Origin of the sequence: Kitasatospora gansuensis, assembly GCF_014203705.1 — a bacterium.
GTDB classification, from domain to species: domain Bacteria; phylum Actinomycetota; class Actinomycetes; order Streptomycetales; family Streptomycetaceae; genus Kitasatospora; species Kitasatospora gansuensis.
Genome location: NZ_JACHJR010000001.1, coordinates 6893694 through 6914455, shown reverse-complemented (window position 1 = coordinate 6914455; position 20762 = coordinate 6893694). Strand labels below are relative to the sequence as shown.

At 73.8% G+C, this 20762-nt stretch carries 22 protein-coding genes; 9 read left to right on the top strand and 13 right to left on the bottom strand.

Annotated features, from left to right (window positions below):
* Positions 1-4 precede the first annotated feature (4 nt).
* Complete coding sequence (locus tag F4556_RS31175; RefSeq protein ID WP_313068908.1) at positions 5-529, bottom strand: GNAT family N-acetyltransferase; 525 nt, start codon at positions 527-529, stop codon at positions 5-7.
* Positions 530-664: 135 nt separating this feature from the next.
* Here F4556_RS31175 and F4556_RS31170 point away from each other — a divergent pair, with 135 nt between their 5' ends.
* The 4 genes from F4556_RS31170 (at position 665) to F4556_RS31155 (ending at position 4021) form a co-directional block, all read left to right on the top strand.
* Positions 665-1234 carry a HutD/Ves family protein gene (locus F4556_RS31170; RefSeq protein ID WP_184922031.1) on the top strand — a complete coding sequence of 190 codons (570 nt, stop codon included), beginning with the start codon at positions 665-667 and terminating at the stop codon, positions 1232-1234.
* Positions 1235-1289: 55 nt separating this feature from the next.
* Entirely contained in the window at positions 1290-2204 is a 915-nt protein-coding gene (locus tag F4556_RS31165; RefSeq protein WP_184922029.1) for a helix-turn-helix transcriptional regulator, read from the top strand.
* 110 nt (positions 2205-2314) lie between these two features.
* Positions 2315-3181, top strand: a complete 867-nt coding sequence (locus F4556_RS31160) for a dioxygenase family protein (protein ID WP_184922027.1) — start codon at positions 2315-2317, stop codon at positions 3179-3181.
* A 78-nt stretch (positions 3182-3259) separates the two neighbouring features.
* Positions 3260-4021, top strand: a complete 762-nt coding sequence (locus F4556_RS31155) for a class I SAM-dependent methyltransferase (RefSeq protein WP_184922026.1) — start codon at positions 3260-3262, stop codon at positions 4019-4021.
* 5 nt (positions 4022-4026) lie between these two features.
* Here the strand turns inward: F4556_RS31155 and F4556_RS31150 are convergent, their stop codons facing one another.
* From F4556_RS31150 to F4556_RS31140, 3 genes are all read right to left on the bottom strand, one after another.
* Positions 4027-4782: an acyltransferase gene (locus F4556_RS31150; RefSeq protein ID WP_184922024.1), complete on the bottom strand. Its 756-nt coding sequence runs from the start codon at positions 4780-4782 to the stop codon at positions 4027-4029.
* Between the two features lie 62 nt (positions 4783-4844).
* Complete coding sequence (locus tag F4556_RS31145) at positions 4845-5633, bottom strand: nucleotidyltransferase domain-containing protein (protein WP_184922022.1); 789 nt, start codon at positions 5631-5633, stop codon at positions 4845-4847.
* Between the two features lie 13 nt (positions 5634-5646).
* On the bottom strand, positions 5647-6411 hold the full coding sequence (locus F4556_RS31140; RefSeq protein ID WP_184922020.1) for an enoyl-CoA hydratase family protein: 765 nt from the start codon (positions 6409-6411) through the stop codon (positions 5647-5649).
* Between the two features lie 163 nt (positions 6412-6574).
* Here F4556_RS31140 and F4556_RS31135 point away from each other — a divergent pair, with 163 nt between their 5' ends.
* Complete coding sequence (locus tag F4556_RS31135) at positions 6575-7369, top strand: ATP-grasp domain-containing protein (RefSeq protein ID WP_184922018.1); 795 nt, start codon at positions 6575-6577, stop codon at positions 7367-7369.
* Here F4556_RS31135 and F4556_RS31130 read toward each other — a convergent pair.
* The gene (locus F4556_RS31130; protein ID WP_184922016.1) at positions 7359-8621 is read right to left on the bottom strand and encodes an MFS transporter; all 1263 of its coding nucleotides are present in this window, start codon (positions 8619-8621) and stop codon (positions 7359-7361) included. The genes F4556_RS31135 and F4556_RS31130 overlap by 11 nt on opposite strands.
* Before the next feature lie 82 nt (positions 8622-8703).
* On the opposite strand from F4556_RS31130, the gene F4556_RS31125 reads away from it, so the two are divergent.
* Positions 8704-9693 carry an ArsR/SmtB family transcription factor gene (locus tag F4556_RS31125; protein WP_184922014.1) on the top strand — a complete coding sequence of 330 codons (990 nt, stop codon included), beginning with the start codon at positions 8704-8706 and terminating at the stop codon, positions 9691-9693.
* Positions 9694-9745: 52 nt separating this feature from the next.
* On the opposite strand, the gene F4556_RS31120 is transcribed toward F4556_RS31125, so the two are convergent.
* Complete coding sequence (locus F4556_RS31120) at positions 9746-10228, bottom strand: hypothetical protein (RefSeq protein ID WP_184922012.1); 483 nt, start codon at positions 10226-10228, stop codon at positions 9746-9748.
* Between the two features lie 63 nt (positions 10229-10291).
* On the opposite strand from F4556_RS31120, the gene F4556_RS31115 reads away from it, so the two are divergent.
* Both F4556_RS31115 and F4556_RS31110 read left to right on the top strand, forming a co-directional pair.
* Positions 10292-10726, top strand: a complete 435-nt coding sequence (locus F4556_RS31115; RefSeq protein WP_184922010.1) for a GNAT family N-acetyltransferase — start codon at positions 10292-10294, stop codon at positions 10724-10726.
* A gap of 45 nt (positions 10727-10771) precedes the next feature.
* The gene (locus F4556_RS31110) at positions 10772-10999 is read left to right on the top strand and encodes a hypothetical protein (protein ID WP_184922008.1); all 228 of its coding nucleotides are present in this window, start codon (positions 10772-10774) and stop codon (positions 10997-10999) included.
* A 55-nt stretch (positions 11000-11054) separates the two neighbouring features.
* Here the strand turns inward: F4556_RS31110 and F4556_RS31105 are convergent, their stop codons facing one another.
* On the bottom strand, positions 11055-12323 hold the full coding sequence (locus F4556_RS31105) for a geranylgeranyl reductase family protein (RefSeq protein ID WP_184922006.1): 1269 nt from the start codon (positions 12321-12323) through the stop codon (positions 11055-11057).
* A gap of 118 nt (positions 12324-12441) precedes the next feature.
* Between F4556_RS31105 and F4556_RS31100 the strand changes: the two genes are divergently transcribed.
* Positions 12442-13815 (top strand): dipeptidase, encoded by a 1374-nt coding sequence (locus F4556_RS31100; protein ID WP_184922004.1) that lies wholly within the window; start codon positions 12442-12444, stop codon positions 13813-13815.
* On the opposite strand, the gene F4556_RS31095 is transcribed toward F4556_RS31100, so the two are convergent.
* The 6 genes from F4556_RS31095 to F4556_RS31070 all read right to left on the bottom strand — a co-directional run bounded on the left by F4556_RS31095 (position 13782) and on the right by F4556_RS31070 (position 20567).
* On the bottom strand, positions 13782-14468 hold the full coding sequence (locus tag F4556_RS31095) for a DUF4184 family protein (RefSeq protein WP_184922002.1): 687 nt from the start codon (positions 14466-14468) through the stop codon (positions 13782-13784). The genes F4556_RS31100 and F4556_RS31095 overlap by 34 nt on opposite strands.
* Before the next feature lie 196 nt (positions 14469-14664).
* Positions 14665-15723: an NUDIX hydrolase gene (locus F4556_RS31090; RefSeq protein WP_184922000.1), complete on the bottom strand. Its 1059-nt coding sequence runs from the start codon at positions 15721-15723 to the stop codon at positions 14665-14667.
* A 180-nt stretch (positions 15724-15903) separates the two neighbouring features.
* Positions 15904-17310: an acyl-CoA synthetase gene (locus F4556_RS31085; protein WP_184921998.1), complete on the bottom strand. Its 1407-nt coding sequence runs from the start codon at positions 17308-17310 to the stop codon at positions 15904-15906.
* Positions 17311-17343: 33 nt separating this feature from the next.
* Complete coding sequence (locus F4556_RS31080) at positions 17344-18543, bottom strand: MFS transporter (RefSeq protein ID WP_184921996.1); 1200 nt, start codon at positions 18541-18543, stop codon at positions 17344-17346.
* Positions 18544-18768: 225 nt separating this feature from the next.
* Positions 18769-19734 (bottom strand): electron transfer flavoprotein subunit alpha/FixB family protein, encoded by a 966-nt coding sequence (locus F4556_RS31075; RefSeq protein ID WP_184921994.1) that lies wholly within the window; start codon positions 19732-19734, stop codon positions 18769-18771.
* Between the two features lie 47 nt (positions 19735-19781).
* Positions 19782-20567: an electron transfer flavoprotein subunit beta/FixA family protein gene (locus F4556_RS31070; RefSeq protein WP_184921992.1), complete on the bottom strand. Its 786-nt coding sequence runs from the start codon at positions 20565-20567 to the stop codon at positions 19782-19784.
* Positions 20568-20762: the final 195 nt, after the last annotated feature.

Genomic DNA, 20762 nt, shown 5'->3' with positions numbered 1-20762 from the left:
GACGTCAGCTCCTCAGTCGTCCCGCGTCCCGCCCGATCCGGAACGACTCCATCTCGACGCCGTACCAGCGGTCGGTGCGGCCGGTGGCGGTCATCCCCAGCCTCCGGCACACCGCCGCCGACGGTGCGTTGCCCGGGCGGACCATCGCGTGGATCTCCGCCAGGCCGTCCCCGAACCCCTTGGCCAGCGCGCCCCGGGCCGCCTCGGTGGCGAAGCCGTGGCCCCAGCTGTCGGGGTGCAGGTGCCAGCCGACCTCCACCTCACCGTCCCCGTCCGGCAGCGGCATCAGCAGGACGGACCCCACCACCGTCCCGGTGTCCCGCCGCTGCACCGCCCACACCCCGTACCGGGGGTCGGCCGACCGGGCCCGGCAGCGCTCCACCAGCGCCGCCGCCTCGTCCGGCGTCTCCAGCGCCCGGGGCGTGCTGCCCAGCCACTTGGCCACCTCCCAGCGGGAGTAGATGTCGAACGCACGCTCCTGGTCGGCCTCGTCCCACAGCCGCACGCTCAGCCGGTCGGTCTCGAACACGGTGTCCTCCAGTCCTGGGCAACTGGCCGTCATGCTGCCGGATCCCGCCTCCCCCGTGCGGGGCAATTCCAGCGCTTACCCTGGGACCACCGACCCCAGGCCGCCCGTACGGGCCCCGACCAGCGAGGCAAGCAGATGACGACGGTTCAGGTACTCCGCGCCGACCGGCGCCCGGCCACCCCGTGGCTGAACGGCGGCGGCATCACCCGCGAGGTGGCGGGGTACCCGGCCGGGGCCGGGCTGGCCGACTTCCACTGGCGGGTCAGCCTGGCGGACGTCGGGCAGGGCGGCCCGTTCTCCCGCTTCGAGGACGTCGACCGGGTGATCACCGTGGTGGAGGGTGCGGGGATGGCCCTCACCGTGGCGGGCACCGAGCACCGGCTCGCCGAGCCGTTCCGGCCGTTCGCCTTCCCCGGTGACGCCGAGACCGGTTGCGAACTGCTCGGCGGCCCGGTGGTGGACTTCAATGTGATGACCCGTCGGGGGCGGGCCACCGCCGAGGTCGAGGTGGCGGACGGGCAGCGCGCCGTCACCGTCCCGCCGGACGCGGTGGTCCTGCTGGTCTGCCTGGCAGGCACCGCCGAACTCGACGGCTCCGACGTCCGGTTGGGCTGCTTCGACGCCGTGCTGCTGGAGACTCCCGGCGAGGAGCTGCTCCGGGTGGACGGCCGGACGGCGGTGGTGACGATCCGTCGGGGCGCCTGAGCCTCCTGGCAGACGTGGTCTGGACCTGTTGCGGTGGCGGCCGCAGACTGCTGCGATGAGCATCGACTTCCCCGTCCACGGGCTGATGGTGCCCGAGCCGCAGGTACTGCCGTTCGCCATCGGCTCGTTCGACACCATCGGGGAGCTGTCCCGGGCCGGTTTTCCGCACCGGCACACCTTCTACGAGATCGTGCACGTCACGGGCGGGCGCGGCACCCACGTGGTCGACCTGGCGCACTGGCCGCTCGACCCGCCGCACCTGTGCGTGATCGCGCCGGGGCAGGTGCACTACTGGGACGAGGTGGACGGCCTCACCGGGCAGGTGCTGATCTTCAACGAGGACTTCCTGCTCTCCCACCCCGAGGACGTCGCCGCACTCCGCACCCTGGCCGGCCGGCCCTGGCTACGGCTGACCGGGGCCGATCACGAACTTCCCGCCCTGATGCAGGAGTTGGACCGTGAGTACCGGGCACTGGCGGACGGCTACGCCGGGGTCCTGCGCTCGTACCTGCACATCCTGATCGTCCGGGCGCTACGCGCCTCGGCGCCTGGAGCGGAGCCGGTGACACCGGGGCGCGCACCGGGCCGCACTCCGGGCCGTACGGACGAACTGGTCGCGACCTTCCGCCAGTTGATCGCCGAGCCGGGCGGCCGCTCGGTGGCGGACTGCGCCCGGCGGCTGGGAGTCTCCACCGGTCATCTGCACGCCCTGGTCAAGCAGGCCACCGGCCGCACACCGGGCCGGCTGATCCGCCAGCAGCAGACCCTGACCGCCAAACTTCTGTTGGCCAGAACCGATCTGACGGTGCGGCAGATCGCGAAGGAGTGCGGGTTCGGCGACCCGGCGTACTTCTGCCGGTTCTTCCGGCGGGAGACCGGGATGACGCCCGGGGAGTTCCGTGGCGGCGCCGGAGGAAATCACCACGATCCCCGGCTGGAGTCCATCGCCGCACTGCCCGAGGGCCCGTAGGTTCACTGCTGGCCGCCGTACCGATCCCGGCACCGTCGGCTGTCATGAGCCCATCATGGCCGCGCCCCCACAGCAGCCATGACCTCGCCCGTCCCCCAGGAGGCACCCGCATGTCCGAGCAGGACGAACTCCAGACCCCCGAACCCCGGCCGCACGAGCGCCTGTTGAGCCGGAAGACACTGCTGAAGGCGGTCGCCGCGGCCGGCGCCGCTCCGCTGCTGCTCGGCGCGGGCACCGCACTCGCCCGCGACCGGCGGGGCACCGGCCTCGCCCCCGAACTCACCCCCGACTGCGACGACGGTGACCACCCGACCGTCCCGCAGACCGAGGGCCCGTACTTCAAGCCCAACTCCCCGCTGCGCACCTCGCTGGTGACGGCGAGCACGCCGGGCACCCGGCTCACCGTCAGCGGGTACGTCTTCGGCTCCGCCTGCCTGCCGATCGCCAACGTGCTGCTGGACTTCTGGCAGGCCGACACCAACGGCGCCTACGACAACACCGGCTTCGCCTTCCGGGGCCACCAGTTCACCAACGCCCAGGGCGCGTTCAGCCTGAGCACCATCGTGCCCGGCCTCTACCCGGGCCGTACCCGGCACATCCACGTCAAGGTGCAGGCCCCCAACCGGCCGGTGCTCACCACCCAGCTGTACTTCCCCGGCGAGCCCCGCAACAGCACCGACACCATCTTCGACGCCCGGCTGCTGATGAACGTCCGCCAGATCGGCTCCGGCAAGGAGGGCACCTTCGACTTCGTCCTGAACGTCCCGCAGACCCCGAACCCCAGCCCGTCCCCCACCGGCACCACCAGCCCGAGCCCGAGCCCGACCCCGGGCGGTGGCAGCTGGACCCCCGGCACCAACTACCGGGCCGGCGACCGCGTCACCTACGGCGGTGCTTCGTACCAGTGCCTGCAGGCCCACACCGCGATGGTCGGCTGGGAGCCGCCGAACGTGCCCGCGCTCTGGCGCCGCCTGTAGCGGCGGCCCTCCCGGTCCCGGCGGGGCGCGCCCGGGAAACTGTTTGCCCGGCACCCGGAATGCCGCGATGATGCCGTTATGTCGCGTACCTTCGAGGACCTCGTCGCCGAGGCCGAATCCGTCCCGGTCGACGGCTGGGACTTCTCCTGGCTGGACGGCCGGGCCACCGAGCAGCGGCCGTCCTGGGGCTACCAGCGCACCGTCGGGGCCCGGCTGGCCGGGGTCTCCGCCGCGCTGGACATCCAGACCGGTGGCGGCGAAGTCCTGGCCGGGGCGGGGAAGTTCCCGCCGGTGATGGCCGCCACCGAGTCCTGGCCGCCGAACGTGGCGAAGGCCACCGCGCTGCTGCACCCGCTCGGCGCGGTGGTGGTGGCCGCCCCGGACGAGCCACCGCTCCCGTTCGCGGACGGCGCCTTCGACCTGGTGACCAGCCGTCACCCGGTGCAGCCCTACTGGTCGGAGATCCACCGGGTGCTCCGGCCCGGCGGCACGTACCTGGCCCAACACGTCGGCCCGGCCAGCGTGTTCGAGCTGGTGGAGTACTTCCTCGGGCCGCTCACCGCCGAGCAGCACCGGGCCCGGCACCCCGAGGACGAGCGCGCCCGGGCGGAGGCGGCCGGTCTGGAGGTCGTCGAGCTTCGGTCCGAGCGGCTGCGGACCGAGTTCCTCGACGTCGGCGCGGTGGTCTACTTCCTGCGCAAGGTGATCTGGATGGTCCCCGGCTTCACCGTCGAGCGGTACCGGGACCGGCTGCGCGAACTGCACGAGCGGATCGGGGCCGAGGGGCCGTTCGTGGCGCACTCGGCCCGCTTCCTGATCGAGGCGCGTCGGCCTGCCTGAAAACGTCAGGCTTCTTCGCCCGGCAGCCGCAGGTCCCAGCCGATCAGTTCGCGGAGCTGATCGGCGGTCAGGTCCCCCGGCAGGGCGGTCGGCGGCTCGTGCCGGAACGGCGGCTGCCAGCCCTCGGCCTCGGACCAGCTGCGCACCACCTTCGCCGGGGCGCCCGCCACCACCGCGAAGTCGGGCACCTCGCCGCGCACCACCGAATTGGCCGCCACCACCACGTTCCGCCCCAGCTTCGCGCCGGGCAGGATCACCGCGCCGGTGCCGATCCAGCTGCCCGAGCCGATCTCCACCGGCTCGTTGCGCGGCCACTGCTTGCCGATCGGCAGCTCGGTGTCGTGGTACGAGTGCGCGGTGTCGGTGATGTAGACGAACGGGCCGGTCCAGACGTCGTCCCCGAGGGTGATCGACTGATGGCCGACCAGATGGCTGCCCCGGCCGATCACACAGCCGCCGCCGATCCGCACGATCGGCTCGTCCCCCAGATCGAGCCCGGGCACGAAGCCGGCCGAGATGGTGACGCGTTCGCCGATGATCGAGAACGGGCCGATGGTGATCCACTGCTCGTTGAACACCGTTCCGAGCGGGAAGGCCAGCTTGGTGCCGTCCCCCAGCTCGCGGAACCGGTAGGGCCCCGGGCTCTGGTTGGAGACCGCGCCGACCCCCTGCACCCAGGTCCAGCCCCGGTGCACCAGCCGCCCGGCGGCCCGGCGGCCTCGAGCACGGACTGCGGTGAGGAGGGAACTGGCGTTCGGCATGTCCCCCACGCTATCGGTCCTGACCGGTCGGTAACACCGGGAGGGAGCAAGCTCACACCAGGTCAGGGCCGGGCCGCCTTCACCCCGTGCACGGCGGCGTACTCGGCCGCCAGCCACGGGCCGAGGTCCTCGGTGAACATCCGCAGCACCTCCCGGTCCCCGGTCGGCGCGAGCGCGACCTCGGCGGCGGTGCGCAGCTGCCCGGCCCGCTCCGGGTAGTAGCCGCCGGCGATCTCGGCGGAGCGGGTGAGATCACTGGTCCACCCGGCCCACCGGGGCATCACCAAGGTGAACGCGGTCCTGACGAGCCGTCGGGCCACGGCCCGGTTCAGGGCACGCGGATCGGCGCTGCTCTCGCGCCAGCGGGGCAGCGCGAGCGCCAGATCGCCGTTGGTCTCCCGGGCCAGCAGCGAGGTCGGCCGGTAGCGGGGCAGCTCGGTGGCCAGGTCGGGGCCGAGCAGCGGGGTGCACAGGCAGGCCAGGAACCAGCCGAGGTCGTGCCGTTCGAGCTCGCTGAGCAGAGTCGAGGTGTCGAAGAGCAGGATGCCGACGCCGTCGATCATGCCGTGCCCGGCGTCCAGCGCGGCTTCGAGGGCGTCCGCGTCGGCGCGGTCCGCCTCCGTTGGCGGCCGGTGCAGGGCGAGTAGCAGGTCCAGGTCGGAGCGGCCGGGGCGGGCGGTGCCGCGCGGGATGCTGCCGTACAGGTAGCCGCTGTGCAGCCGGTCCGGGCCGAAGGTGTCGGCGATCCCCTGCCGCGCTGCCTCGGCCAAGGGGCTGAACGCCGGTTGCACGCGGTCGAGCGAACCCTCGCGCGCGATGAAACCCTGGTCGTCCAGCCCCTTGTCGATCATGCTCGGTACGGTACTACTCCGCCCACGGAGCGGGTCGGCGCTCCAGGAACGCCCGCATGCCCTGCTGCGCCTCGGCCGAGCCGAACAGCCGGGCGGACTGGGCCACCCGCTCGTCCGCGTCCCGTTCGAACGAGGCCACCACCTCGGCGTTGGCCAGGCGCTTGCTCTCGGCCAGGCCCTGCGGCGAGCCCAGCCGGATCGCGTCCAGCAGCACCTTCGCGGCGGCTGACGGGTCGTCGGCCGCCTCGGTGATCAGACCGATCCGGGCCGCCTCGGCGGCGTCGAAGGTCTCGCCGGTGAGGTAGTAGCGGGAGGCGGCGCGCGGGTCCAGCTTGGGGCGCAGCGGCAGCGAGATCACGGCGGGCGCCAGGCCGAGCCGGACCTCGGTGAACGCGAAGGTGGCCAGCGGCCCGGCCACCACCAGGTCAGCGGCGCCCAGCAGCCCGAGCCCGCCGGCCCGGACGTGCCCGTTCACCAGCGCGACCACTGGCTTGGGGCAGTCCACGATCGCCCGCTGCAGGTCCACCAGTCCGCGCGGCCCCACCGTCGGGTCCGCCCCGGTCGCCTCGGTCAGGTCCGCCCCGGCGCAGAACACCTTCCCGGTGTGCCCGAGCACCACCGCCCGTACGGCGGGATCGGCCGCCGCCTCGGCCAGGCCCTGCGTCAGCTCGGCCATCAGCCTGCTCGACAGGGCGTTGCGGTTGTGCGGGGAGTCCAGCTCCAGGGTGGTCACGGCATCGGCGGTGCTGACGCGGACGAAAGGTACCTCGCGGGTCATCGCGAAACTCCTGCTTTCCGGCTGAGGGTGGCGCGGAACGGACCGGTGGGCCCGCCCGGACAGGACTCTGACATGCCCACCCGCCTCCGGGCCAGAGGCCCCACCAGGTCGATCGGGAGAAACCCGCTGGTCCGGCCGGGGCGGCTGCGGCAGCATCGGGCCCATGTTCACCGACCGACTGCTGCTGCTCGCGCCCCGGATCAACGAGACCGGCCTGCAACTGCTCACCGCCGCCCACGCCCGCGGCCTGCCCGCCCGCACCGCGACCGGCTGGCGGGCGCCGCAGGATGTACCGCCGCTGGTGCACCTGTACGGCGGCCCGCTGTACGCCGATGCGGTCGGGCGGGAGCTGGGGGTGGCCGCGCTGGAGGAACTGCCGGGCTGGCTGGCCGAGTTGCCCCGGGAACTGACCCGCCGTTCGGTCGAGCTGCTGCCCCTCGCCGAGGCCAGGGCGCTGCGCCGGCGGGCGTTCTGCAAGCCGCCGTCCGACAAGCTGTTCGCGGCCCGGGTCTACCAGGACGGCTCCGGCCTGCCGGGGCCCGACGCCCTGCCGGACGACCAGCCGGTGCTGGTCAGCGAGGTGGTGACGTTCCGTCGGGAGTACCGGCTGTTCGTGCTGGACGGCGTGGTGCGGACCGGCAGCCGGTACGCGGTCGACGGTGAGCTGGACGTGGCGCCGTTGGCCGAGGACCCGTTGCACCGGGAGGTGGCCGCGTTCGCCGCCGACCTGCTGGCGGCGGGTGCGGCCGGGCTGCCCAGTGCGGTGGTGGTCGACGTCGGCCTGCTGGCAGGCGGTGGCTGGGCCGTGGTGGAGGCCAACCCGGCCTGGGCCAGCGGGGGTTACGCCTGCGATCCGGGCGAGGTGCTCGACGTGGTGCTCCGGGCGGCCGGTCCGCTGACCGAGCTCCGCGCGGCGGACCGGCCGTACTGCCGGGAGCTGCCCGTCGTCACGGGGTGACCGGGGCCGGCGGCCTGGTGCGCTGGGCCCAGCGGACGGTGGGCGGCATCGCGACGGCGGCGGCCAGCATCAGGGCGCCGAGCAGGATCCAGCCGAACAGGCCGTTGGTGATCACCACCGTGGTGACCAGCACCGGGCCGAGCATCAGGGCGGCGGCCAGCCCTGAGTTGAAGACCCCCTGGTACGAGCCGTGGTTGCCGTCGCCCGCCAGGTCGTAGCTGAGCGCCCAGCCGGCCGCCTGGCAGAAGATCTCGCTGAACGTCTGGCAGGCCACCCCGGCGATCAGCAGCACGGCGGCCAGCCAGCCGGGCAGGCCGTGGGCCAGGCCGATCAGCAGGCAGGAGGCGGCGATCAGCAGGCCGCCCCGGCGGAAGATCCGGGCGGCGGCGGTCGGCTCCTCGGTGCCCCGGGTGGCGCGGACCTGGAGCAGCACCACCAGCACGGTGTTGACGATCAGTGAGACGGCGACCAGCACCCGGGGCGCGTCGGTGTGCTCCACCACCCAGAGCGGCACGCCCACCTCCAGCATCGAGAACTGCAGGCCGAGCAGCCCGTTCAGCACGGTCACCGCCAGGAACGGCCGGTTGCGCAGTGCGGGGTTGCCCTTCCGCTCGCCCGGCACGGACGGAGCCTTGACCCTCGGCGGCACCGTGAGCGCGACGTACATCAGCGCGACCAGGACGTAGCTGACCGCGTCCGCCAGCAGCGCCGTCACGTACGCGCCCCGGGTGTCCACGTGCAGGGCGAGGGCGGCGACGGCCGTACCCGCGCCGATCCCGACGTTGGTGACCACCCGCAGGTAGGCCCGGCCGGCCACCCGCTTGTCGGCGGGCAGCACCTCGGCGTACAGCGCGCTGCGGACGGCGGCCGAGCCCCGGTCGAGCGCGGCCACCAGGCAGGCCAGCGGGACGAACAGCGCGAAGGAGTGCACCAGCGTGTACGCGGCGACACCGAGCGCCTCCCCGGCCACCAACACCACCAGCACCCGCTTGCTGCCCCAGCGGTCGGCGGCCCGCCCGGCGGGCACCCCCGCCAGCACCCCGCACAGACCGGCGGCGGTCAGCGCGGTGCCGACCTGGACGGCGCCGAAGCCGAGCACCCGGGTGAAGAACAGCACTCCGAGGGTCATGGTCAGCCCGTTGCCCAGGCAGTTCAGCAGGGTGATCAGGGCCAGGCGGCGCACCGTCGGGTCGGGGTGCAGCAGCCGGTTTCGGGCAGGGGCGGGCGCGGTGGCCTCGGAGGTGGCGGTCATGAGCTGATCCCACCGCCGACGGCCCGGGGCCGGTACTCATTTAGGCTATGCCTGACGAGTGCTCAGGCCCCGGGGAGGACGAATGCACCGCTTCCAGCTCGAACTGGACGACCTGGCCTCGGCCGCCTTCGCCTGCTCCCCGCTCCAGGAGGCCGTGCTCAGCCTGCGGATCTGGACCCACCCCGGCACCTACCACCCGGCCCAGACCGCCTGGTTCGAGCTGATCCGGCCGGAGTTCGAACGGCTCCCGCAGGCCCCGCTGCTCCGCTCCCTGGTGGCCTCCAACCGGTACGTCCCGGACTTCCTGACGCCCCGTCCGGCCACCCCGTTCCCGGACTTCCGCAGCGAACTCGCGCTGGTCCGGGCCCTGCCGCCGGAACGGCTGGCGACCGAGCTGGCCCGCTCCCACCTGCCGCACGACCGGCGGCTGCCCCCACCGCTCGCGGCCGGCCTGGCGGCCGACCCGGCCGGGCTGCTCGCCGAGATCGCCGACGCCCTCGCCGCGTACTGGGACCGCTGCCTCGCCCCCGCCTGGTGGCCGCGGGCCCGCTCGGCCCTGCAGGCCGACATCCTGCACCGCTCCCGGATGCTCGCCGAACGCGGCGCGGCCGCGCTGTTCGCCGACCTGGACGGCCGGCTGGACTGGGCCGACGGCGTGCTGACCATCCACCGGGACTGGGCCTCCGGCGACGCCGAGGTGGTGGTGGCCCGGCGCGGCCTGGTCTTCTCCCCCAGCTGCTTCGTCCGCGGCGCCGTCACCTCGATCAGCGACGAGTACCCGCCCTCGATCGTCTACCCCACCCGCGGCCAGGCCACCATGGCCCCCTCCCCCCAGCCCCCACCCGCCCCCGAAGCCCTCGAACTCCTCCTCGGCGCCCCCAAAGCCCGCCTGCTCGCCCTCCTCGACGAACCCACCTCCACCACCGAACTCGCCGCCCGCCTCGGCGTCACCCCCGGCGCCGTCAGCCAACACCTCACCGTCCTGCACGCCACCCGCCTGGTCACCCGCACCCGCAGCGGCCGCCTCGTCCTCTACGCCCGCAGCCCCCTCGGCGACCAACTCCGCACCTGACCCGGGGCCGGTACGCAGCAGCTCACCCGCTGACGGACCGCCAGCCGGACGGTCAGCGGCCCCGGTGGCTGTCGACGGCGGTGAGGGTGCGGGCCCGGCTGCGGGAGGTGGCGATGTTGCGGATCCGGCGGGTCCGTCCAGATTCGGCGAGCACGGCCAGGGCCTCGCGGGAGGCGACGGTTTCGGCGACCCGGAGCTGCAGCCAGTTCGACGCCTCGGCGAGGGTGGCGGCGTCCCACGGGGTGTCGAGCGCCACCGCCGACCAGAGCGACCACTCCTGGATCCGCCGGTGCGCGAAGGGGTACCGGTCGACCGCGGCGGCCATCTGCTCGGCCCAGGCGCCGAAGGCCGGTCCGGCGTGCAGGGCTGCCGCCCGGTGCCCGATGTGCTCGATCACCGCGGACTCCGCCATCGACTGGTCTGGGTCGCGCAGCACGGTGGCCACCAGGGCGAACTCGTCCTCGGGTCGGACGGCCGCGAAGGCCGCCAGGTAGGCCGCGTAGCGGGCGTGCTCGTCGGGGAGCGGGGCGTTCATGGGTGGCGGCTCCGGGGGCGAAAGGTGGTTGACGGGTCGGGGTGGGCGGGGTTTCCTGCTGCGATGGACGACCTTCGCTTCGAGCCGGTGCGTGGTGATGTCGGTCTCCGGGACTGGCAGTACGTGCACAATCTGATCATTCCGACCGACCCGCTGTCGCTCGACGAGATCCGCGAGCGGGCCGGGCGCAACCGGCTCGAGGTCGCGTACCTCGGGGACAGCCTGGTCGGCTGCTCGACCGTGCGGCCGCCCGCAGACGGGACCGCCACCGTGATCGCCCGGGTGCTGCCGGCGTACCGGCGGCAGGGGATCGGCGCGCGGCTGTTCGCGCACACCCTGGCGTACGCGCGGTCGCTCGGTGCGGGGGTGATCGAGACGGTGGTGCTGGAGTCCAACGGGGACGGGTTGCGGTTCGCCGAGGCGCAGGGGTTCGTCGAGAAGGAGCGGTATCTGCTGCCCGGGGACACGGTGCCGTACGTCGATCTCCGGCTGCCCTGACCCCGGCGGGCGCACGCATCCCCTCCGGCACGAGAGAATGACCTCATGACCGACGAGCACAACGAAGCACCGAAGTCCGCGAACGAACGCAGGGAGCAGCTGTTCCAGGCCATGCGCAAGGGCGGCGGCACCTGGGACTGGACCCGCGCGCGCGAGACGTACTACGAGCACCCGGACCCGCGCACGGTCCGCCGCGACCTCGAACAGCTGCGCAAGGCGGGCCGGGTGTTCCGCGACCGCGAGACCGGCCGGTACGAGGCGGTCGGCTACTGAGCCGCACCAGCATGAGCACGGTGGCCTCCTCCCGGACGGGAGGAGGCCACCGTCGTCAGCGGGACGCGATCGAGGCCAGCCGGCGGGCCGCACGGTAGTCGCGCATGATCTGGGCGAAGGTGGTGTGCCCCTGGGTGGTGCGGGCGAACGCCCGCCAGGCCGGTCCGACCAGGCAGACGGCGGCGTGGAACAGGTGCGGCCGGCGCTCGAAGGCGCCCAGCATGACCTTGCCCGCGCGCATCTCGACGCCCAGGCCCGCCTTGATCGCGAAAGCGTAGTTCAGCGCCTGCCGCCGGACGTCCGCCGAACCGTCCGCCTCGGCGATCTTCACCGCCCACTCGCCCGCCAGCCGGCCGGAGCGCAGCGCGTACGAGATGCCCTCCCTGGTCCACGGCTCCAGCAGCCCGGCCGCGTCGCCCGCGACCAGCACCCGGCCCCGGGAGAGCGGGGAGTCCTCGGCCCGGCACCGGGTCAGGTGGCCCGACTCGATGCTCGGGGTGAAGCCGGACAGGCCCAACTGCCGGATGTAGTCCGCGAGGTAGCCCTTGGTGGCCTCGCCGTCTCCGCGCGCGGAGATCACCCCGACGGTGAGCGAACCGGACTCGGTCTTCGGGAAGACCCAGCCGTAGGAGCCGGGCAGCGGGCCCCAGTCCAGGTGGATCCGGCCCTGCCAGTAGCGCAGCACCGACTCGGGGACCGGGATCTCGGCCTCCAGCCCGAGGTCGATCTGATCGAAGGTCACCCCGACGTGCCGTCCGATCCGGCTGGCGCTGCCGTCCGCGCCGACCACCGCGCGGGCCTCGATCCGGCGGCCGTCCGAGGTGGTCACGGTGACGGTGCGGCCGGCGCCGGCCGGCTGCTCGACCCCGGCCACCGTGACGCCGGTGACCAGCACCGCGCCGACCTGCTCGGCCGACTGCACCAGGCGCAGGTCGAACTCGTCCCGGTTCACCAACCCGAACAGCATCCGCTTGGAGCGCCGGGTGCGGGTGAAGCGGCCGCCGAGCGCGAAGGTGACGGCGTACACCCGGTCCTGTAGCGGGAGCTTGAAGTCCTCCGGCAGGCTGTCCCGGGACGGGCCGATGATGCCGCCGCCGCAGGTCTTGTAGCGGGGGTGCTCGGCCTTGTCGAGCAGCAGCACCCGACGCCCCTGCCGGGCCGCGCCGTACGCGGCGGAGGCCCCGGCCGGACCGGCGCCGACCACCACGACGTCCCAGACACCCGCCAACGGGTCTGGCCCGTCCGACACTTCGTCAGCGTCCGGCCCGGGCGCGGCGGGCGGGTCGATACGGTCCTGGCCGAGGGAGCTACCGGAGTCAGTCACGGACAGCAATCCTAGTGCCGATGAGCAGGTGCGGAGCCAGCCCGGGGCAAAGAGGCGGGCCTATGATCGATCCATCCCGAACAGCACCATTTCATCCGCACACCACCGGAGCGAACCGATGACTCAGCAGTCCCTGGCCGCGGCCGTCCGATCCCTGATGCCGCGGGCCAAGGCCGAGCTCGCCGAACTGGTCTCCTTCCAGTCCGTCGCCGACCCCCGGCAGTTCCCGGTCGAGGAGTGCGAGAAGGCGGCCCGCTGGGTCGCCGACGCCTTCGCCGCCGAGGGCCTGACGGGGATTCGGCTGCTGGACACCCCGGACGGCACGCAGTCGGTCTACGCCGAACTGCCGGGCCCGGCGGGCGCGCCGACGGTGCTGCTGTACTCGCACTACGACGTGCAGCCGCCGCTGGACGAAGCCGGCTGGCACTCCCCCGCCTTCGAGCTGACCGAGCGGGACGGCCGCTGGTACGGGCGCGGCGCGGCCGACTGCAAGGGCAACATCCTGATGCACCTGACGGCCCTCCGAGCGCTGCGCCAGGTGGACGGCGGCTTCCCGGTCGGGCTCAAGGTGATCGTGGAGGGTTCGGAGGAGCAGGGCACCGGCGGCCTGGAGCAGTACGCCCACGCCCACCCCGAACTGCTCACCGCCGACGTCGTGGTGATCGGCGACACCGGCAACTTCGCCCCCGGCCTGCCGACCGTCACCGCCACCCTGCGCGGCATCACCGAGGCCGCGGTCACCGTCACCACCCTGGCGGGCAACCTGCACTCCGGGGCCTTCGGCGGCGCCGCCCCCGACGCCCTGCAGTCGCTGATCAAGGTGCTCGCCTCGCTGCACGACGAGCACGGCGACGTCGCCGTGGACGGCCTGCGGTCCGACCAGGTCTGGCCCGGAGTCGCGTACCCGGAGGAGCAGTTCAGGGCCGACGCCAAGGTGCTCGAGGGCACCGCCCTGACCGGCACCGGTACGGTCGCCGACCGGCTCTGGGCCCGCCCGGCCGTCACCGTCCTCGGCATCGACGCCCCGCCCGTGATCGGCGCCACCTCCTCCGTCCACTCCACCGCCCGGGCCCGGGTCAGCCTGCGCATCCCGCCGGGCATGGAGCTGGGGACCGCCCAGGAGGCCCTGGAGGCCCACCTGCTGGCCGCCGTCCCGCTCGGCGCCCACGCCGAGGTCGAACGCCTCGGCGGCGGCAGCCCGTTCAGCGCCGACACCACAGGCCCGGCCTACGAGGCGATGGGCGCCGCCATGCAGGACGCCTTCGGCACCCCGATGGTCGCCTCCGGCGAGGGCGGCTCGATCCCGCTCTGCAACACCCTGCACACCCTCTACCCCACCGCCGAGATCATCCTGATCGGCGTCGAGGACCCCACCACCCAGATCCACGCCGTCAACGAGAGCGTCGACCCCTCGGAGCTCGAGCGGATGGCCCTGACCGAGGCCCTCTTCCTCCGCAACTACGCGGCGCTGAAGGCCGGTTCGCCCTCCTGACCCCTGGCCCGCCGGGCCGCCCGCACGCCGAGCGCGTGCACGGTGAGCCCGGCGGCCAGGCCCGCGCCCGCGCCGAAGCAGAGCTCGGCGATCAGGCCGCGCTCCCGGCGGGCCAGCCGGTGCAGCACCCCCGCGGCCGTGGCCAGCGCCAGACCCGCGACGGCGGTCCGGGGCAGCGCGGGCGCGGCCGGTCGGTGGCGGGCGAGCAGGGCCAGGCCGAGCGCCGAACTGCCGTACTGGAGCGCGGTGTAGAGCGGGAGCCCCGCCAACTCGGTGTTCAGGAAGGGGAAGGCGCGGACCCCGGCCCGGCCTTCGTGGGTGAAGGAGTCCCAGCCGACGTGGGTGGCAGCGCCGATCGCGGCGGAGACGGCGAACCAGCCGTATCCCCCGCGGTCGTACTGCCCTGGGCGGACCAGCCCGTACCACCACCAGGTCAGCCCGCCCGCGATCAGCACGTCCACCGTCGGGACGGCCCACCAGCGGTGGGTGACGGCGCCGAAGCCGTAGCAGCCGCGCAGCAGCGAGTCGGCGAAGAACGGTACGTCCGGTGCCATCGACCCGGCCACCAGCCCGGCCGCGATCAGCGGGCCGCGCGCCCGGGTGCCGTCCAACAGCGGGAGCACGGCGGCCGGGTGGCTGAGCGTGAAGGGCACCCGGCCATCCTGTCAGAGCAGGTCCAGCTCCTCGCCGAGCACGCGCCGGAGCCCGTCGTGGCGTTCACCGAGCCGGTGTTCCGGGGCGGGGTCGGTCCAGTGTGTCCGGGGATACCACCAGACCGGGCGGCCGACCAGTTCGGCCGGTTCCCATCCGTAGCGGGGCCAGATGCCGCCGAGGGTTCTCGCCGCGCAGCTACCTCGGCGTGGGAGCGCCAACCGCTGCCCGGAGCCCCGCCTCCAGGTAGCGCAGCTCACCGCTGACCCGGGCGTCCAGGGCGGCGGCCAGCCGGCGCAGGCGGGTCGGCGGGAGCAGGGTGGCGGCCTCGTCCAGGGTGACGAAGCGCCAGCCGCGCAGTTCCTCGGCCGGGAGCCGGAGCGCGCTCCGGGCGTGTGCGTCCAGGTGTCCGCCGTCGTACATCAGACGCAAACCGCCCCGGCGCGGGCCGGTGCGCGGCTCCCAGTCCACCGCGAGCAGGCGCAGGGCGGTGGGCTCCAGCCGGAGGCCGAGTTCCTCGGTGGTCTCCCGGAGGGCCGCGTCGGTGGGTGCCTCGCCGCGTTCGACCACGCCGCCGGGGAACTCCCAGCCGGGCTTGTAGACGGGGTCCACCAGCAGCACCCGGTCCTGGTCGTCGAAGAGCAGGACGGCGGCGGCCACGGTGTCGCCGGTGGTGTCGGCGCTCTGCACGATCGGGCAGACCGCGACGCCGTCCTTGACCAGGGCGGCGAGGTGTTCGGCGGTCTGACGCGGGGTCAGGCCCTCGGTGTCGACCAGTTGGGCGTCTCTGCTGAGCCAGCGGCGGGCCAGCCGGTACTGGGGCAGGTGCTCCCGGCACCAGGCGCGGACCCGGGCGCTGGCCGGCGGGTCGCCGGGGCAGTCGTCCCGGTTCTCGATCCGCTCCTGCAGGATCGTTTCCGCAGGGTCCAGGACGAAGTGGTGCACCGCCAGCCCCCGGGCCGCCAGCCCGCCGAAGATCTCGTCCCGGTAGTCCTCCCGGAGCAGGGTCATCGGCACCACCAGCGGCCCCGGCACCTCGGCCAGCAGGGCGGCCGCCACCTCGGGCACCAGCCGCCGCCAGGAGGCCAGGTCCTGGAAGTCGGAGACGGTGGCCATCCGGTCCGCGGGCAGGATGTGCCGCAGGCCGTAGCCGACCAACTCGGGGTCGTAGAGCACGCTGCCCGGCAGCAGCTCGACCAACTCCCGGCAGGCACTCGTCTTGCCCGCTCCGAACGTGCCGTTGACCCAGACGATCACAGTGTCCCCGCCTTCTGCCGCCCTGCCGGCCCAGCCCAGTCCGCGCCATCGAGGTGGTCCCCCGCCACGGCCCGGCCCATGCCTGTCCGCCCGTACGGGTGTCGGTTCCCGGCCGTGCGGCATGTGTCAGCCGCACACCCGGATCTTCTGACCTGCACAGGTCATATTGCTGACGAAGCGTCAGCTCAGCTCCAGCAGCTGCTTCTTGAGCACCTTGCCCATCGCGTTCCTGGGCAGCTCGTCCACCAGCACCACCCGGCGGGGCCGCTTGTGCACCGAGAGCCGCTCGGCCACGAAGGCGGACAGCTGATCCCCCGTCACCGCCCCGTCGGCGATCACGAACGCCACCACGGCCTGGCCCAGGTCCTGGTCCGGCGCGCCGATCACCGCCGCGTCGGCCACCGCCGGGTGGTCCCGCAGCGCGGCCTCCACCTCGCCCGCGCCGATCCGGTAGCCGCCGCTCTTGATCAGGTCCACCGAGGCCCGGCCGACGATCCGGTGGAAGCCGTCCGGGCCGATGGTGGCCACGTCCCCGGTGCGGAACCAGCCGTCGGCGGTCCACGACTCGGCGTCGGCGTCCGGCCGGTTGAGGTAGCCGCTGAACAACGTCGGCCCGGCGACCTGGAGTTCGCCGACCGTCTCGCCGTCCGGTGGCACCGGGCCGCCGTCCTCGGCCACCAGCCGGGTCCGGACACCGTCCAGCGGCAGCCCGACGCTGCCGGGGCGGCGCTCGCCGTCCGCGCGGGTGGAGACGGTGATCAGCGACTCGGTCATGCCGTACCGCTCGATCGGCGCCTGCCCGGTGAGCGCGGCGATCCGGTCGAAGACCGGCGTCGGCAGCGGGGCACTGCCGGAGACCAGCAGGCGGGCGGTGGCCAGCGCCCGTGCCGACGGTTCGTCGGCGGCGATCCGGGACCAGACGGTCGGCACCCCGAAGTACAGGCTGCCGCCCGCCTTCGCGTACGCCCCCGGCGTGGGCCGGCCGGTGTGCACCAGCCGACTGCCGGTGCGCAGCGCGCCCAGCACCCCCAGCACCAGCCCGTGCACGTGGAACAGCGGCAGCCCGTGCACCAGGGTGTCCTCGGCGGTCCACTGCCAGGCGGCGGCCAGCGCGTCCAGGTCGGCGGCGACCGCACCGCGCCGGATCACCGCGCCCTTCGGCGCCCCGGTGGTGCCGGAGGTGTAGAGCACGAAGGCCGTGCCCTCCACCCCCGGCTCGGCGTACGTGCTGCTCGAACGGGCCGTCAGCTCCACCGGCAGCGGCTCGATCCCGTCCGGCGCCGACGCCCCGACCGGCAGCGCCAACAGGGTGGCGCCCGAGTCGCGCAGGATGTGCGCGCGCTCCTTGGGCCCGGAGTCCGGTGGCAGCGGCACCACGGGGACGCCCGCCAGCAGCCCGCCGACGGTGGCCACCACGGTCTCGGCGGTCGGCCCGGCCAGCACCGCGAGGGCCGGTGCCCCCGCCACCCGGTCGGCCACCGCCGTTGCCGCGCCCAGCAGTTGCTCCCAGGAGAGCGGCCGTCCGTCGATCCGCAGCGCGTCGGCGGCGTCGCCGTGGCCGCCCTCAAGTGCCGTCAGCAGTCCCATGGCCGGGACTCTACCGCCGGGCCGGGCCGCCGGTCAGGCAGCCGCCGGGGCCGTACGGCGCCGGACCGTGCCCAGCGCCAGCACCGCCCCGACCACCGCGCAGCACGCGAGCGCCCCGGCCGTCCCGCCGAACGCCGTGGTCGGCCCGGCCCGGTCGACCAGCACACCCCCGGCCGCCGCGCCGAACGCGGACCCCAGGTTGTAGGCGGTGTTCACCCACGCGCCCGCCTCGGTCCTGGACCCCTCGGGGACGAGCTCCTCGACGAGTTGGTAGGCGGTGATCAGCAGCACGTCCGCGCAGGCACCCGCGAACAGCGCCGCCGCCGCCGTGGCGGGCAGCACGTCGAGGGCGGGTACGGCGTAGCAGCAGGCGGCCGCCGCGACGAGCAGCACCGGCCGGTGCCGCAGCGCACCGCGCCACCGGTACCCGCCGTAGACCAGCCCGCCGAGGACGCCGCCGACCGCGAACAGCGTGGTCAGCACGCCCGCCGTCACGGTGCCCCGGGCCGCCACGATCGCGATCTCGAACACGGTGAACGCCGCGGCCGTCCCGAGCACGGGCAGCAGCAGCGGCCCGAATCCCTTCGCCCGCAAGGGACTTCCGGAGCGCTTCGCCGCGGGGCGCACGCTCATCGAGGCACCCCGCAGGGCCGACGCCAGCAGGCCGAAACCGACCAGCACCAGCAGCGTGCAGGCCCCGACGGCGGCGGGGGCCCCGAGCGCCGCGACCAGGAAGCCGCCGAGCAGCGGGCCGAGCGCGAAGACGGTGGACTCCGCCGCCGTGTCCAGGCTCAGCGCGGACTGCCGCTGCGCCTCGTCGGCCGCCAGCCTGCCCCAGAGCGTGCGCATCAACGGGCCGACGGGCGGCGGGAAGGCGCCGGTCAGCACCGCGAGGGCGGCGAGCAGCGGGCTGGGCACGTGGACGGCGCAGGCCGTGGCCAGCGCAGCGAGCAGGAGGGTGTAACTGACGGACAGCCAGGTCAGCGCGCCTGGCCGGCGCTCCACCAGCCGGGCCCGGGCGGGCCCGAGCAGGGCGGTGACCAGTCCGAACAGACCGGCGACGGTGCCCGCCACGGCGTACGAGCCGGTGCCCTCGTACAGCGCGAGCAGCAGCGGCAGGCCGATGACGCCGTAGCTGAGCCGGGCGAGCATCGCGGCGGTGAAGAGCTTCGGGGCGTGCGGAAGCGTGAGGACAGCGCGATAGGAAGCGCTGCCCCGGGAGGGGCGTGACATGGGGTGATCTCCGATGAACAGGCGCGCCGAAGCTCAGCCGGGCGCGTGTGGGCACGACGGGGGCGTGGCCTGCCCCACCGGCCGCCCCTGCTCAGCAGGGTGCGCGGTGTGGGCGGCTGACGGCCCGTCAGTGCGGATCGGAGAGGTACACGGGGGAAGCATAGCCGGACACGGCGGAGCCCCGCCGGAGAATTTCCGACGGGGCTCCGCTGGTACCGGTCGGTCTCAGCCCTTGCGGGTCTTGACCTCGGTGGTGAGCTGGGGGAGGACGGTGAAGAGGTCTCCGACGACGCCGTAGTCGACGAGTTCGAAGATGGGGGCTTCGGGGTCCTTGTTGATGGCGACGATGGTCTTGGAGGTCTGCATGCCGGCGCGGTGCTGGATGGCGCCGGAGATGCCGGCCGCGACGTACAGCTGGGGGGAGACCTGCTTGCCGGTCTGGCCGACCTGGTTGGTGTGCGGGTACCAGCCGGCGTCGACGGCGGCGCGGGAGGCGCCGACGGCCGCGCCGAGCGCGTCCGCGAGGTCCTCGACGACGGCGAAGCCTTCGGCTGCGCCGACGCCGCGGCCACCCGAGACGACGATGGCGGCTTCGGTGAGCTCGGGGCGCCCCGAGGAGACGCGGGGGGTGCGGGCGGTGACGGTGGCGGCGTTGCCGGTGAACTCCACGCTCGCGGTCTCGACGGTGCCGGCGGCCGGGGCGGCCTCCGGGGTGGTGGAGTTGGGCTTGACGGTGATGACCGGGGTGCCGTGCGAGACCTTGGACTTGACCTGGAAGGAGGCGGCGAACACCGACTGGGTGGCGACGGGGCTGCCGTCGGTGCCGGCTTCGAGGTCGACGGCGTCGGTGATGATGCCGGAGCCCAGGCGCAGGGCGACGCGGGCGGCGATCTCCTTGCCCTCGCCGGAGGAGGTGACGAGCACCGCGCCGGCGTTGGCCGCGGTGGCGATCTGGGTCAGCGCGTCGACCTTGGGGACGACGAGCTGGTCGGTGAACTCGGCGCCGTCGGCGGTGTACACCTTGGCGGCGCCGTATTCGGCGGCCTTGGCGGCGATGTCGGTGGCGGCGGCACCGGCGCCCAGGACGACCGCCGAGGGCTCGCCGATGCGGCGGGCCAGGGTGAGCAGTTCGAGGGCCGGCTTGCGGACCACACCGTCGGCGTGGTCCACGAGAACCAGGATCTCAGCCATGATTTCTTGCTCCTGATCGATCGTTGGATGCGCTAACGCGTGTGGGGTTAGATGAACTTCTGCTCGACGAGGTAGGCGGCCAGGGCCTTGCCGCCCTCGCCCTCGTCCTTGACGATGGTGCCGGCGGTGCGGGCGGGGCGGGCGGTGATCGTCTCGACGGCGGTCCAGGCACCGGTGAGGCCGACGGTGTCGGCGTCGATGCCGAGGTCGTCGAGGTCGAGGGAGGTGACCGGCTTCTTCTTGGCGGCCATGATGCCCTTGAAGGAGGGGTAGCGGGCTTCGCCGGACTGGTCGGTGACGGAGATGACGGCGGGCAGCGGGGCGGAGATCTGCTCGGTGGCGGCGTCGCCGTCGCGGCGGCCGGTCACCGTGGTCCCGTCGAGGGTGACCTCGGAGAGCAGGGTGGCCTGGGGGACGCCGAGGCGTTCGGCGAGCAGGGCGGGCAGGACGCCCATGGTGCCGTCGGTGGAGGCCATGCCGCACACGACGAGGTCGTAGCCGGTGGTCTCCAGGGCCTTGGCGATGATGGCGGAGGTGCCGATCACGTCGGTGCCGTGGATGTCGTCGTCGTTGACGTGGACGGCCTTGTCGGCGCCCATGGACAGGGCCTTGCGCAGGGCGTCCTTGGCGTCGTCGGGGCCCACCGTCAGGACGGTGACCTCGGCGTCGCCGTGGGTTTCGGCGATGCGCAGGGCCTGCTCCACGCCGTACTCGTCCAGCTCCGACAGGAGGCCGTCCACGGCGTCCCGGTCGGTGGTGGTGTCGTCCGCGAAGCGACGGTCACCGGTCGCGTCGGGCACGTACTTCACACAGACAACGATCCTCAAGCTCACGGCCTGTCTCCTGTACTGGTCTCGTCCGGCGGCTGCGGCTGTGCAAGCGGGCGCGAACTCGTCACGCACCCGCTCCGGGCAGCGGATTCCTGTGCCCGTCCGGAACTTGCTGGCAGCATACTCGCGAGTAGCTTAGCCGTCACTACTGGCCAGTAGCTTAGCTCTGCCGAAGCCCGGTCGAGTGCTCCGCACCCC